Genomic DNA, 15,005 nt, shown 5'->3' with positions numbered 1-15,005 from the left:
CGGTAGTGGCGCGGGGTCAGGGCATGACCGAACAGCCCCCATGTATTAGAGTTATCTCGACATCGAGATATCTGCCGAGGCGCACCGCAGCCGCCACCCCGGTAAGGGTGACCTAACTTAGCCTTACCTTAGCGGATCGGCGACGAGTCGTGGCGGCAGGATGCGGTGGTACGCGCACAAAAATGAAGGAGACTGTCGTGTCGGCGAACAGCTTCGACGCCCGCAGCACGCTGCAGGTGGGCGACGAGTCGTACGAGATCTTCAGGCTGGACAAGGTCGAGGGCTCCGCTCGCCTGCCCTACAGCCTGAAGGTGCTGCTGGAGAACCTGCTCCGCACCGAGGACGGCGCGAACATCACCGCCGACCACATCCGGGCGCTCGGTGGGTGGGACTCGCAGGCGCAGCCGAGCCAGGAGATCCAGTTCACGCCGGCCCGCGTGATCATGCAGGACTTCACCGGTGTGCCCTGTGTCGTGGACCTCGCCACCATGCGCGAGGCCGTCAAGGAGCTCGGCGGCGACCCGGCGAAGATCAACCCGCTGGCCCCGGCCGAGCTGGTCATCGACCACTCCGTCATCGCCGACAAGTTCGGCACCCCGGACTCCTTCGCCCAGAACGTGGAGCTGGAGTACGGCCGCAACAAGGAGCGCTACCAGTTCCTGCGCTGGGGCCAGACCGCGTTCGACGAGTTCAAGGTCGTCCCGCCGGGCACCGGCATCGTCCACCAGGTCAACATCGAGCACCTGGCCCGTACGGTCATGGTCCGTAACGGCCAGGCCTACCCCGACACCCTCGTCGGCACCGACTCGCACACCACCATGGTCAACGGCCTCGGCGTCCTCGGCTGGGGCGTCGGTGGCATCGAGGCCGAGGCCGCGATGCTCGGCCAGCCCGTCTCGATGCTCATCCCGCGCGTCGTCGGCTTCAAGCTGACCGGCGAGCTCAAGCCGGGCACCACCGCCACCGACCTCGTGCTGACCATCACCGAGATGCTCCGCAAGCACGGTGTCGTCGGCAAGTTCGTCGAGTTCTACGGCGAGGGCGTCGCCGCCACCTCGCTCGCCAACCGCGCCACCATCGGCAACATGTCGCCGGAGTTCGGTTCCACCGCCGCGATCTTCCCGATCGACGGCGAGACCCTGAACTACCTCAAGCTGACCGGCCGCAGCGAGCAGCAGGTCGCGCTCGTCGAGGCGTACGCCAAGGAGCAGGGCCTCTGGCTCGACCCGGCCGCCGAGCCCGACTTCTCCGAGAAGCTCGAGCTGGACCTGTCGACGGTCGTCCCGTCGATCGCCGGCCCGAAGCGCCCGCAGGACCGCATCGTCCTCGCCGACGCCGCGTACCAGTTCTCGCAGGACGTACGGAACTACGTGGACACCGCCGACGAGGCGGGCGAGGAGTCCTTCCCGGCCTCCGACTCCCCGGCCGTCAGCAACGGTGTGCCGACCAAGCCGACCCTGGTCACCGCCCCCGACGGCTCGACGTACGAGATCGACCACGGCGCTGTGACCGTCGCGGCCATCACCTCCTGCACCAACACCTCGAACCCGTACGTCATGGTCGCCGCCGCCCTGGTGGCCAAGAAGGCGGTCGAGAAGGGCCTGACCCGCAAGCCGTGGGTCAAGACCACCCTGGCGCCGGGCTCGAAGGTCGTCACGGACTACTTCGACAAGGCGGGCCTGACCCCGTACCTCGACAAGCTGGGCTTCAACCTGGTCGGCTACGGCTGCACCACCTGCATCGGCAACTCCGGTCCGCTCGACGAAGAGGTCTCCAAGGCCGTCAACGAGCACGACCTGGCGGTCACTTCGGTGCTTTCCGGCAACCGTAACTTCGAGGGCCGGATCAACCCCGACGTCAAGATGAACTACCTGGCGTCCCCGCCGCTGGTCGTCGCCTACGCCATCGCCGGTTCGATGAAGGTCGACATCACGCGCGACGCCATCGGCACGGACACCGAGGGCAAGCCGGTCCACCTCGAGGACATCTGGCCGACCGAGGCCGAGGTCAACGAGGTCGTCGCCTCGGCCATCGGCGAGGACATGTTCAACAAGTCCTACCAGGACGTCTTCGCCGGCGACGCCCAGTGGCAGTCGCTGCCGATCCCCACCGGCAACACCTTCGAGTGGGACCCGCAGTCCACGTACGTCCGCAAGCCCCCGTACTTCGAGGGCATGACGATGGAGACCACCCCGGTCTCGGACATCGCCGGCGCCCGCGTCCTTGCCAAGCTGGGCGACTCGGTCACCACCGACCACATCTCCCCGGCCGGTGCGATCAAGGCCGACACCCCGGCCGGCAAGTACCTCACCGGGCACGGTGTGGAGCGTCGTGACTTCAACTCCTACGGCTCCCGCCGTGGCAACCACGAGGTCATGATCCGCGGCACGTTCGCCAACATCCGCCTGCGCAACCAGATCGCGCCGGGGACCGAGGGCGGCTACACCCGCGACTTCACGCAGGAGGGCGGCCCGGTCTCCTTCATCTACGACGCGTCGCAGAACTACCAGGCCGCCGGCATCCCGCTGGTGATCCTGGCGGGCAAGGAGTACGGCTCCGGCTCGTCCCGCGACTGGGCCGCGAAGGGCACCGCGCTGCTCGGCGTCAAGGCCGTCATCGCCGAGTCGTACGAGCGCATCCACCGCTCGAACCTCATCGGCATGGGCGTCCTGCCGCTGCAGTTCCCGGAGGGCGCCTCGGCCGAGTCCCTCGGCCTGACCGGCGAGGAGGCCTTCTCCTTCACCGGCGTGACCGAGCTCAACGAGGGCACCACGCCGCGCACGGTGAAGGTCACCACCGACACCGGCGTCGAGTTCGACGCGGTCGTCCGCATCGACACCCCCGGTGAGGCGGACTACTACCGCAACGGCGGCATCATGCAGTACGTGCTGCGCTCGCTGATCCGCAAGTAAGCGGTACGGCACCGGCACTTGAGGGCCGCATCTCCGTTCACCGGGGGTGCGGCCCTTCGCCGTACGTACGCGGTGTGCGGTGTCGGTGTCACACCCAGCCGCGCTGCGCCGCCCGCACCCCCAGCTGGAACCGGCTGGCGGCGCCGAGCCGGTCCTGCAACTCGCTCACCCGGCGCCGCAGCGTCCGCAGGCTCACACCCAGGTGCCGCGCCACCGCCTCGTCCTTCATGCCGGCCGCGAGCAGACCGACCAGCCTCCGCTCGCCCTCCGTCAGCTCACCGTCGGGCACCGGCTGGCCGAGCGGCGTCGCCTGCTGCCAGGCCATCTCGAACAGCTTTTGCAACGCCTCGGTCACCGCCGAGTGCCGTACGACGACCGAGCAGTAGCCGCCCGCGTCGGAGGCCGTCAGCGGCAGCATCGCCGCCCGGCCGTCGACGAGCAGCAGCTTCGCCGGCACGGAGGGCAGCACACGGGCCTGTTCGCCGAGTTCGACCATCTTCCGGGCATGCGAGAGGACGTCGGGGTCCTCGAGGGCGGTGGCCGCGTAGACCGCGCGGTAGACCACTCCTCGGCTCAGCAGATCGGCCTGAAGATCCAACTGCGGGGTGCGCGGGGCGAGATACGGCGGTGTGTCGAAGAGGCACACCTCGTGCTCGGCGCGGGCGTACAGCTCCTCCAGGCGCGCGGCGTTGGCGCCCTCGCCCGATACGACGTCGAGCAGGCGGTCCGGCTTCTCGCGTAACAGTCCTGCCTCGTACGCCGTGGCCATCTCCGCGGCGGTGGCGGCGAGCAGCTCCGACTCGGTCTCACGTCGGCGGATCAGGGCGCGGATCGCCACGCGCGGATCGACGGCCCGCAGCTCGCCGACCGAGTCCGGCGGCTGCAGCAGCCCCAGAGCAAGGAGCCGGTCACAGGCCTCGTGGACCTGGTCGGCGGACGCGCCGGTCAGCAGAGCCCAGCCGGCGGGGCCGGCGTCGGGCTGATGGAGGATCGCCTGGTACAGCAGCTCGTCGAAAGAGGAGACCCCCACCGCGGCCCAGGGGTTCGCGGCGGGGGTCCGGGGTGCCGAGTCGAGTCCCGTGTTCACCATGACCCGGCACGGTAGTGGATCTGTGTTAAAGCTGTGATGCCTACTTCACGCCGTAGGCGCGCAGCACGGTCTGGTCGATCTTGTTTCCGTCCGGGTCGGATGCCTGGACGCGCAGCGACACGAACTTCGCGCCCTTCGGGTGCTTGATCTTCGCGAGGTAGCCGTCCTCGCCCTGCCGGACCATCACCTCCTTCCAGGACGTGCCGTCGTCGTAGGAGACCCAGGCCTTCAGATCGCGAGCCTCGACGTTCCCCTCCTGGTTCCGGACCGAGAGACCGAGATCCAATTCCGGGCCGGCAGCGCGGTTGAGGATGTCGAGACCGTTCAGGTCGTAGTCGACGGAGAGCAGCGGCAGCGCCGTCTCCGCGTCGGTGTGCGCCGAGGTGAAGGACCATTCGGTGTGGGTGCTCGTGGAGTACGGTGCCCAGTCGGCCGTCCGCTTGGTGTCGAGCACGAAGCGGTACGAGGCCTCGGCCGCCGGGACGTCGAAGGCGCCCCAGCCGCCGTACGCCGCGTCGCCGACCGGTGTGCCGTCCGCGTACAGCGTGCCCTTCGACGTGGCCTGGGTGCCGTCGACGTATCCGTAGTGGCCGAGCGTCGAGTCGCTCAGCTCCGCGACGGTGAAGGTGAGCTTGTCGCCGGTGCGCTCCGAGAGGCCGTACTCGGTGTCCGTCGCGGGGCGGACGACCTGCCGGAACCAGTCCTCGGCGGGCTCGGTGCCCGCCTTGTCGTACGTGCGCAGGTGCGACCACTGTCCCTGCCGGGCGTCGTACGCCGGGTCCGCGTTGTGCCAGACGCGGGTGTCGGGGTCGGCGAGGTGGTACTCGGTGCGCTCCGTGCCCGTGTACAGATACTGACCGGTGTCGATCGAGAAGAGCTGCCAGGGGCGGAAGGTGTGCAGCCTGTCGTAGCTGATCTCGTCGGCCCGGGCCGCGTGGTAGCGCACCTTCTGCTTGACGAGGTTGGTGTGGTCGAGCTTGTACGTCTGGTCGGCCGAGATCGCCCCGGACTCCGCGAACACCAGGTTGTAGACGTACGGGCTGATCTCCGTGCCGCCCAGCTTCAGCGTGACCTCATCGGAGCTCTGCAGGAGCGAGGTGAGCTCCTCGCCCTCCTCCCCGGAGAGGGTGATCACGGGGATCGTCGCGCTGTCCACGGCGGTGAGCCAGCGACCGGGCTTCTTGCGATACGCGATGAGGTAGCTCGCCCCGGCCGCGGTGGCGTTGGCGAGTGCCTCGTCCGGGCCCCACACCGTCGCGCCGACGCCGACCACGACCGCCTTGCCCTTCACGTCGAGGCCCTCGAAGTCGGCCGCGGTGCCGGCGCCCGCGTCCACCGCCTGGACCGTGCGGTCACCGGTGATCTTCACTGGGAAGCCGGTGTAGGTGTTGGCGTACGCGGGATTGAGCGCGTAACTCTCCGGGCTCGTGACGCTCGCCGTCAGCTCCTTCGCATACAGGCGGAACTTGGCGTAGAAGTCGAAGGTCCCCTTCGTGACCTCCTCGGTCGGCGCGACATAGATGTGGTCCTTCCACTGGCCTTCGGAGTACGTCAGGCCGAAGCTGCTGCCTGGGCCCTCCCGGTGCCACGAGGTGGTGAAGCCCTTGTGCTTGGCGTCGCGGTCCTTCGTCACCGGCTTGATCTCGACCGCCTTGCGGGCGTCGAGTGTCACCTCCATGTCACCCGTGACCTCGATCTGAGGATCGCCGACGACCGAGGTGCTGATTGCCCCGCCGCTGGAGTCCAGCTCGGGGATCCAGGTGGCGAAGGAGTACGTCCCGGCCGGGACCCGCCAGGTGTCCGAACCGCCCATGAACCCGTACTCGTTGGGGTACGCGTAGTCCAGTTCCTGCATGGTGTAGGTCGCGGACGGAACCTCGGCGCCGTCGCGGCCCAGGACCTTCACCTTCAGGTTGTACTTCTTCGGCTGCTTCTCGTAGCCGATGCCCGTGGTGACGGTGACGCCTTCGGCGGTCGCGGTGATGTGGCCCGCGTAGCGGCCCTTCTCGGCCTTGGCGGGGTCGACCGCGACGGGGACGGTGGCGGTGCCGCCGGCCGGGATCGTCACCTCGGAGGCGCCCAGGCTGAGCGAGTCGTCGCTCAGGGAGCTGCTCAGCTTCAACGTGACCGCGGCGTCCGTGGCGTTGGTGTACGTGATGTCCTTGCCGTCGACCTCCGTGTCGCCTTCCTCGTACAGCCCGAAGCTCAGCGTGGGCGTCGCGAAGACGTTCTGGTTGGCGGCGCGCACGACGTCGACGCGGCCATCGCCCTGCTGGAAGACGGAGTTGGTGGTGTTGGTCTTCGCGGTGCTGGCGAGGGCGGCCTTGAGCTGCTGGTTCGTCCAGTCCGGGTGCGCCTGGGCGACCAGCGCTGCCGCGCCGGCGACATGCGGGGTCGCCATCGACGTACCGTTCGCCGACGTGTAGTTGTCGTCGACGGGCGTCCCCATGGTGGTGCCGGAGGCGCGGGCCGCCACGATGCCGACACCCGGCGCGGTGATCTCCGGCTTGACCCCGTAGTCGCCGGTACGAGGACCGCGGCTGGAGAAGGCGGCGAGTGCGTCGGCCTTGCTGACCGCGCCCACGGTGAGGGCGGAGTCCGCGATGCCGGGGGTGCCGACGGTCTGCTCGCGCGGGCCCGAGTTGCCCGCTGCGATCACGAACAGGGCGCCCGTGGACGCGGACAGCTCGTCCACGGCCTCGCTCAGGGGATCCGAGGCCGCGTACGCGGTGCCGCCCAGCGACATGGAGATGACGTCCGCGCCGGAGTCCGCGGCCCACTCCATGCCCGCGATGATCCAGGAGGACTGGCCGGAACCGGAGTTGTCAAGCACCTTGCCGACCATCAGGTCGGCGCCCGGCGCCACGCCCTTGAACTTGCCTCCCGACGCCGCGCCCGATCCCACGATCGTGGACGCCACGTGCGTACCGTGGCCGTGCCCGTCCTGCACCGCCTGGTCGGGCACGAAGCTCTGCGACTCGGCTATCTTCCCCGCGAGGTCGGGGTGGCCGGTGTCGGCGCCGGTGTCGAGGACGGCGACCTTGACGCCCTTGCCGTCGTAACCGGCCTTCCACAGCTCGGGGGCGCCGATCTGCGGGACGCTGACGTCGAGGGAGACCTTGACCTTGGAATCCAGCCAGAGCTTGTCGAGGCCCTCGCCGAGCTTGGAGTTCTTGACGCCCTCGACGTCCTTCGCCGATGCCGGTGCGATGTCCGCCCAGAAGTCCTCCGCATCCGCCTTCTTCGCCGAGAGCGCGGCTCCGTCGATCCCCGGCAGCGCCACCGTCTTGCGCGAACCCTCGGGAACCTCGGCTGCCTTGCCCTCCCGATAGGTGGCGATCAGCGGGATGGACGTGGTCCCGGTCTTCTGGGCTCCCTTGCCTGCCTTGTCCGCCTTGTCCGCGTACCCCTGCTTCACCAGTCGCGTGATGTTGAACAGCGCCGGATCGAGCCGCCCCGCCTGCACCAGCGGCAGCGCGTCCACCGGTACGACGCTGACCTCGCCGTTCTGCTCGCTCGACACGAACTCGACGGCCTCGCGGCCCTCGCCGCGCTGCACGTCCACGGCGTGCTTCCCGTCCGCGGCGGTGGTGACGGTCACCGTGTCACCGGTGATGAGGGTGACGGTCCGGGCACCGGCCCCCTTCGCCATCGAGGTCCCCGGCGTGGTGGCCGGGGACCTCGGATCGGCTGCTGCCACGGGCGCGATGGCACCCGCGAGCAGTCCGGTGGCCGCCCCCACGGCGGCCCAGAGGATATGGAGTCTTCGCATGTGTCTGCTGCCTCCCCTGATGACACCCGGCTGTCCTGCCGGGAGTTGTGATCAGGGTGGTCGCCGTGAGATCAGGCGCTCAAGGGATCTCTGTGGCCGAGCTGTGCCATGGCCTACTTCGGTCACGGGAGGGACGCAGGGTACGGACCGCCCCCGCTGCCGCCGTGCCCGGAGCGCTGGACTCGTCGCCGACGCACATGTGGCCCACAGGCTCCTCCCAGACGACCGGGGGAGCATCCGGCTATGCCTGGCACCCGAAGCGGCCACGTCCGCGTGCTGATCGTCGACGACGAGGACAGCCTGACCGAACTGCTGTCCGTGGCGGTGACGGAGGCGGGGTGGCGGCCTTATCTCGCGGGCGACGGCCGGACCGCCCTGAAGACCGCACGCGGCTGCGCCCCGCACGCCGTCGTGCTCGACGGGATGCTGCCCGACCTCGACGGCGTCCAGGTGCTCAAGCGGCTGCGGTCCGAGAACCCGAAGCTCCCCATGCTCATGCTCACGGCACGCGACGCGCTGGAGCACCGCATCGACGGGCTCGCCGCGGGCGCCGACGACTACGTCACGAAGCCCTTCGCCCTGGAGGAGGTCGTGCTGCGGCTGCGAGGGCTGCTGCGCCGGGCCGGCGTCGAGGACACCAGGGCCGACGACACCGTCCTGGTCCTCGGGGACCTGGTCCTGACCGAGGAGACCCGGGAGGTGCACCGCGACGGCACGTCGATCCAGCTGACGGCCAAGGAGTTCGACCTGCTCAGCCTGTTCCTGAGCCACCCGCGCCAGGTGCTGAGCAAGGCCCAGATCCTGGAGTACGTGTGGAGCAGCTCCTTCGACGGCGGCGGGAACCTGGTCGAGGTGTACATCTCCAGCCTCCGCCGCAAGATCGACAAGGGGCGTGCGCCGATGATCCGCACGGTGCGCGGGGTGGGATACGCCATCAGGCCGCCGGAGGACGGGCGATGAACACCCGCGGGCACGCACGCCTGAACGGGCGGTCGCTGCGGACGCGGCTGCTGGTCTTCATCAGCATGACCCTTGTCGCAGTGCTCGCCGCCATGGCCCTCACCACGATCCTCGCCCAACGCGCCTATCTGCTCGGCAATCTCGACCAGCGCGTCACCGACACCGCCGAACGCAGCCAGGGCGGACTCCAGCGCCGTCCAGGAGACGCGACGGACCTGGGGTTCCTCGGCGAGCGGGGGCATGCCGTCGGTACGCTCGCCGCCCGGTTCGACGACGAGGGGAACGTCAGCACCGCGGAAGTGGTGACCCGGGACGGCGGCCAGCAGGTACTCACCGCCGGCCAGCGTGCCGCTCTGGACGGCATCAGGACCGACGGCACGCTGCACACCCGCACCGTCCCGGGCCTCGGCACCTACCGCGTCACCGCCATCGGCGGCGACGGCACGTCCGTCCTCGCCGGGCTGCCGATGGACGACGTACAGGACATGATCAGCCGACTGGTCGTGGTCGAGGCCGTGGTGGCCGGCGTCGGCCTCGCCGTCGCGGGCTGCGTGTGCGCCGTGGTGATCCGGCGGCAGCTGCGCCCGCTCGGCCGGGTCGCCGCCACCGCCGTCGAGGTGTCGCGCTTCCGGCTGGACCGTGGCGAGGTGACCGGCCTCACCCGGGTCCCCGAACGCGACACCGACCCCGGAAGCGAGGCCGGACAGGTCGGCGCCGCGCTCAACCGCATGATCGACCACGTCGAGACCTCGCTCGCCCAGCGCCAGCGCAGCGAGGAGGAGATGCGGCGCAGCGAGGAACGGATGCGCCGGTTCCTCGCGGACGCCAGCCATGAACTGCGCACGCCGCTCGCGTCGATCGCCGGATACGCGGAGCTGATGAACCGCGGCACCGAGCGGATCGAGTCCAGCCTTGCCTGGCGCCGGGTCTCCGCCGAGTCGGCCCGTATGACCGGGCTCGTCGAGGACCTGCTGTTGCTGGCCCGGCTGGACGAGGGCCGCCCCCTTCACTCCGGGGAGGTGGACCTCGCGGCGCTGGTCGCCGAGGCCGTGTGGGACGCGCGCGCCGCCGGTGACACCCACCACTGGGAGCTGGCGCTGCTCATCGACCGTCCGGCGCTCGTCGTCGGCGACGAGGCGCGGCTGCACCAGGTCGTGGCGAACCTCCTGACCAACGCCCGTGTGCACACGCCGCCGGGGACGACCGTCGTCGCGTCGGTGGAGGCCACGGACGCGTGCTGCACCATCCGCGTACGGGACGACGGCCCCGGCATCCCGGCTCAGTTCCTGCCGTCGGTCTTCGAGCGCTTCACGCGCGGCGACGCCTCCCGGTCCCGGACCAGCACCACCGGCAGCGGTGGCAGCGGCAGTACGGGCCTGGGGCTGGCCATCGCCGCCGCGATCACGGCGGCGCACGGCGGCCGGATCACCGTGGACAGCGAACCCGGCCGCACGGAGTTCGCGCTCACGCTGCCCCCGGCAGGCGCGGCCCCGGACATGGCGTCGGACGCGGTTTCGGACGCGGCTTCAGGTTCGGCTCAGGTTGGGGCCCCACAGTCGTGACGCACGGCCGTCCGGGAGGGACGTGGCCACGACGAAGGGAGTCAGCGACGATGATCGAGCTCGACACCGAAGAGCCCGGCACGGAGCCGAAGCCGGGCCGAGGCGCTCACGCCAGTCGCCGCAACTTCATGCGCAAGGTCTTCTTCGCGAGCGGTGCCACGGCCGTTGCGACCATGGGCGGCGCCGGGGCCTGGGCCGCTCTCGCCGACGACACCACCGCAACGGCCGATGCCTCGGCGTCGGCCGCACCGAGCGGCGCGCCCAGTGGCGGCCCTGGCGGCGGGGCCGGCGGCCCCGGCAACCAGTCGATCACCGAGGACTTCTTCGGTCTCACCACCGACGGCAAGAGGATCGACGACCTGTTCACGATCCACTCCACGGGTGTCGCCACCGCTCCCGTGATCGCCGCCGCGAACGCATTCCTGGCGGGCCTGACCGACGACCAGAAGTCGTCGACGCAGTTCACCGTCCACTCCACCGAGTGGCGGCTGTGGAGCAACGTCGACTCGTACGAGCGCCAGGGCGTCAGCCTCGCCGACCTCTCCGACGACCAGAAGGCGCTCGGCACCACCCTGCTGAAGTCGGCCCTCAGCGCCGACGGACTGGAGACCGCGGAGAAGGTCCGCAAGATCAACCAGGCCGCGGGCGAGGCGATCGACAACACGAAGTCCTTCAACTCCGAGGCGTATTACTGGACGGTCATGGGCACACCGTCCGCCACCGAGCCCTGGGGCTTCCAGTTCGACGGCCACCACCTGGTCATCAACTACTTCGTCCTCGGCGACCAGGTCGTCATGAGCCCCTGCTTCTGGGGCTCGGAGCCGACCTCCATGGAGATCGACGGGGAGACCGTGACAGTGTGCCACGAGGAGGTCGTGGCGAGCCTGGCCTTCATCAACTCCCTGACGGAGGCGCAGCAGAAGGTGGCCATCGAGTCCTCGACGAAGTCCAACGAGTCGATGAAGGCAGGAGCCTTCTCTGACAACACCGTCCAGGAGTACGGAGGCATCCGGGGCAACGCACTCACCGGCGCCCAGAGGCTCAAGCTCCTCGCCGTCGCCGAGGCGTTCGTCGGCCGTGCCAAGGCGGACGCCGCCAAGGTACGCATGGCCGAGATCCGCAAGCACCTGGGCGACACCTACGTCACCTGGGCCGGCGGCATCGAGGACGACTCCGCCTTCTATATCCGGGTGCACAGCCCCGTCGTCTGGATCGAGGTCGACTGCCAGGGACCGGGTCCCCTCGCGGGTGCTTACGGCGCTACGCAAGGGAGCGGCGCGACGCAGAAGCACGTCCACTCCATCATCCGCACGCCGAACGGCAACGACTACGGAAAGGAGCTCCTTCGACAGCACTATCTGACGTCTCCTCACCACCAGTGATCCACTGGTGAGCTGAACGAGCTGAACAGGGTTTCCAGTCATCGCGAGGCCGCACCCGCCTTCACGGGGGTGCGGCCCTCGTGCGCCCGCGGACAGGTGGGCAACGGTGGACAGACGACGCAGCGGTGGACAGACGGCCCTGATGTGTCGGCGCTGCTTGCTGCGCCAGGCGTTTACAAGTGTGGCGGCCCTCGCTAACTTCACGAACAGTGGGATGGGAGCGCTCCCACATGTCAGCGGACCGGAACCCGCCCAGGGGCGTTCCCATCTCACGCGCACCTTCCTCACGATCATCGAGCCATCGAAAACGAAGGGACGCGTTTGTCATGTCCGTTGCAAGATTGCGATTACCGCTGCTGCCCCGCCGCCGCAGAGCCTTCTTCCTCGTCCTCCTGGCCCTGCTCACCACGGTCCCGGCCCTGGGGCTGGTCTTCACGGCGGGCGGGAAGGCCGAGGCGCACGGCACGCCCATGAAGCCCGGCAGCCGCACCTTCCTGTGCTGGCAGGACGGGCTCACGGACACCGGGGAGATCAAGCCGGTCAACCCGGCCTGCGCGGCGGCCGCCCAGGTGAGCGGCACCACGCCGTTCTACAACTGGTTCTCCGTGCTCCGCTCGGACGGAGCCGGCCGCACCCGCGGCTTCGTCCCCGACGGGGAGCTGTGCAGCGGCGGGAACACGAACTTCACCGGGTTCAACCTGCCGCGCGACGACTGGCCGCTCACGCATCTGACGGCGGGATCGACGGTCGACTTCTCGTACAACGCCTGGGCCGCGCACCCGGGTTGGTTCTACGTCTACATCACCAAGGACGGCTTCGATCCGACCCAGCCGCTCACCTGGGACGACATGGAGGAGCAGCCCTTCCTCACGGTCGACCACCCGCCGCTGAACGGCACGCCGGGGACGGTCGAGGCCGACTACTCGTGGACGGGCGCCCTGCCCGAGGGCAAGGACGGGCGCCACATCATCTACATGGTGTGGCAGCGCTCGGACAGCCAGGAGACCTTCTACTCCTGCTCCGACGTCGTCTTCGACGGCGGCAACGGTGAAGTGACCGGCATCAAGGACCCCGGCGCCCCGACGGAGCCGCCGCCCGGCGAGTGCTCCGCCACCCGCCGTACCACCGGCAGCTGGTCCGGCGGCTACCAGGCCGAGGTTACCGTCACCAACACCGGCGACATCCCGATGCTCGGCTGGATGGTGGACTGGTCGCTGCCCGACGGACAGAAGATCGACAGTCTGTGGAACGGCACCGTGACGACCGAAGGCCAGGACGTGATGGTGCACAACGCCGAATGGAACGGGTCCTTGGATCCGGGCGAAAGCACGACGTTCGGCTACGTGGTCACCGGTTCCGGGGACGATCCCGCCACGAGCCTTCCCTGCCGGGTGGGCTGAGCGGTTCAGGGCGGGGGCGGCGTCTGTCCGCCCCCGCCCTTTGTCTGTCCGCCCCGGCCCGTCGCCTGATGGCCGAAACCGGTGATCGCCGCGGAGAATCCGCGGCCCGCCCGTGTGTCCGCGAGGTCTCAAGTAGGGAAAGATGGCAGACCAAACCCGCATTCGATCTTGCTCCCCCGGCGGAGAGTGGACTATACCTGTCGGCGTCCACCCAGCCGTTCGACAGGTTGTGGACAGGGAGGGGGAGCCGGGGGAGAGACAGAGGCGGGCCGGACCATGCCGCAACCGCCGTGTCGTTTCCGCTGATTCCGACACTCCAGCACTCCAGCACGATCCAGCTCCATCGAAGACACAGCACTTCACCGCGGTGCCGGGGAGGATCCGGTTCACCGCCTGAGTCCTGGAGAAGGCGAGGACTTGAGCATGGGATCCACTTCCGGCCACAGCAGCTCCGAGAACGCCGGCAGCAACTCGGCGGGCGTCGGCCGCCGCGATCTGATCAAGCGGTCCGCGGCGCTCGGCCTGATCGCCGTTCCCACGATGGGCTTCCTCTCCGCGTGTGCCACCGGCGGTGGCGGTGGCAACGAGAACAAGGAGACCAAGGCCCCCGGCAAGACGTCCGCGAAGAACCCGCTGGGTGTCGAGAAGGGTGCGCCGCTGGAGGCGTTCATCTTCAAGGGCGGTCTGGGCGACCAGTACGCGAAGGACGCCGAGGCCGACTACGGCAAGACGTACGGCGTCACGGTCAAGCACACCGGCACCCAGCAGGTCGGCCCCAAGCTCACCCCGCGCTTCGCGGGCGGCAACCCGCCGGACGTCATCGACAACTCCGGCGCCGACCACCTGGACATGAACAAGCTGTCCACGCAGGGCCAGCTGCAGGACCTGAACGCGCTGCTCGAGGCCGCGTCCATCGATGACGCGAGCAAGAAGGTCAAGGACACGATCCACCCGAGCACCATCGAGAAGGGCAAGCACGGCGACGTCTTCGACGTGCTGTACTACGCCTTCACCATCTACGGCACCTGGTACTCGCAGAAGCTCCTGGACGACAAGGGCTGGGAGTACCCCAAGACCCTCGACGACATGGTCAAGCTCTGCGGCGAGATCAAGAAGGAGGGCATCGCGCCCTGGACGTACGCGGGCAAGTATCCGTACTACGTCCACTTCAACCTCTTCGCCCAGATCGCCAAGATCGGCGGCATGGACGGCTGGATCGCGATCGACAACCTCGAGCCGAACGCCTGGACAAGCAACGACGCCGTCAAGCAGGTCGTCGAGCACTACGAGGAGCTGGCGGCCAAGAAGTACTTCCTGCAGGGCAGCCAGGGCCTGACCCACATCCAGTCGCAGACCGCCTGGAACAAGGGCAAGGCCGTCTTCATCCCGAACGGCTCCTGGGTCGAGAACGAGTCCGCGCCGACCACGCCCAAGGACTTCGGCATGGCCGTGGGCGCCCTCTTCGACGGCGGCTCCGGCGACAAGATGCCGCACGGCACGCTGCGCGGCGAGCCGAGCGAGCCCTACATCGTCGCCAGCAAGGGCAAGAACCCCGAGGGCGGCATGGAGCTGCTGCGCATCATGCTCTCCAAGAAGCACGCGCAGAACTTCGCCACCAAGGTCAAGTCGCTGACCTGCGTGGTCGGCGCCACCGACGGCATGACCCTCTCGCCGGGCCTCGCCTCCGCGAGCAAGGTGTTCAAGGAGGCGGGCGAGAACCTGATCAGCCTCCAGCTCCAGGAGTGGTACCCGGCGCTGACCGACGAGAAGATCGGCGGCCTCACCAGCCAGCTGCTCACCGGCGACCTGAAGGCCGCCGACTGGATCAAGAAGACCCAGGCCTACTGCGACGCGGTCGCCAAGGACGACTCCGTCAAGAAGTTCAAGCGCACGGCCTGATCGGGTAGGCAGGCAGCACGGCACGCCG

8 protein-coding genes are annotated in these 15,005 nt (G+C 69.1%); 6 read left to right on the top strand and 2 right to left on the bottom strand.

Going from position 1 to position 15,005, the window contains the following annotated elements; translation table 11 throughout:
- Positions 1–197 precede the first annotated feature (197 nt).
- Positions 198–2,912 (top strand): aconitate hydratase AcnA, encoded by a 2,715-nt coding sequence (gene acnA, locus ABT009_RS31190; RefSeq protein WP_351302364.1) that lies wholly within the window; start codon positions 198–200, stop codon positions 2,910–2,912.
- A gap of 88 nt (positions 2,913–3,000) precedes the next feature.
- Here the strand turns inward: acnA and ABT009_RS31185 are convergent, their stop codons facing one another.
- Both ABT009_RS31185 and ABT009_RS31180 read right to left on the bottom strand, forming a co-directional pair.
- A complete protein-coding gene (locus tag ABT009_RS31185; protein ID WP_351302361.1) occupies positions 3,001–4,002 on the bottom strand; it encodes a helix-turn-helix transcriptional regulator in 1,002 nt (333 codons plus the stop codon).
- Between the two features lie 40 nt (positions 4,003–4,042).
- On the bottom strand, positions 4,043–7,774 hold the full coding sequence (locus ABT009_RS31180; RefSeq protein ID WP_351302358.1) for a S8 family peptidase: 3,732 nt from the start codon (positions 7,772–7,774) through the stop codon (positions 4,043–4,045).
- 243 nt (positions 7,775–8,017) lie between these two features.
- Between ABT009_RS31180 and ABT009_RS31175 the strand changes: the two genes are divergently transcribed.
- The 5 genes from ABT009_RS31175 (at position 8,018) to ngcE (ending at position 14,977) form a co-directional block, all read left to right on the top strand.
- Positions 8,018–8,734, top strand: a complete 717-nt coding sequence (locus tag ABT009_RS31175; protein WP_351302355.1) for a response regulator transcription factor — start codon at positions 8,018–8,020, stop codon at positions 8,732–8,734.
- Positions 8,731–10,296, top strand: a complete 1,566-nt coding sequence (locus ABT009_RS31170) for a sensor histidine kinase (protein ID WP_351302352.1) — start codon at positions 8,731–8,733, stop codon at positions 10,294–10,296. Before ABT009_RS31175 ends, ABT009_RS31170 begins: the two co-directional genes overlap by 4 nt.
- Before the next feature lie 50 nt (positions 10,297–10,346).
- Positions 10,347–11,678, top strand: coding sequence for a DUF3500 domain-containing protein (locus ABT009_RS31165; RefSeq protein WP_351302349.1), 1,332 nt, complete (start codon positions 10,347–10,349; stop codon positions 11,676–11,678).
- Positions 11,679–12,004: 326 nt separating this feature from the next.
- Positions 12,005–13,078, top strand: a complete 1,074-nt coding sequence (locus ABT009_RS31160) for a lytic polysaccharide monooxygenase auxiliary activity family 9 protein (protein WP_351302346.1) — start codon at positions 12,005–12,007, stop codon at positions 13,076–13,078.
- Between the two features lie 423 nt (positions 13,079–13,501).
- A complete protein-coding gene (ngcE, locus tag ABT009_RS31155; RefSeq protein WP_351302343.1) occupies positions 13,502–14,977 on the top strand; it encodes an N-acetylglucosamine/diacetylchitobiose ABC transporter substrate-binding protein in 1,476 nt (491 codons plus the stop codon).
- The last annotated feature ends 28 nt before the right edge of the window (positions 14,978–15,005 follow it).

Source organism: Streptomyces sp. NPDC002896, assembly GCF_040295225.1.
Taxonomy (GTDB): domain Bacteria; phylum Actinomycetota; class Actinomycetes; order Streptomycetales; family Streptomycetaceae; genus Streptomyces.
Note: the sequence above shows the minus strand (reverse complement) of the source record. Positions and strands in the feature narration are given on the sequence as shown.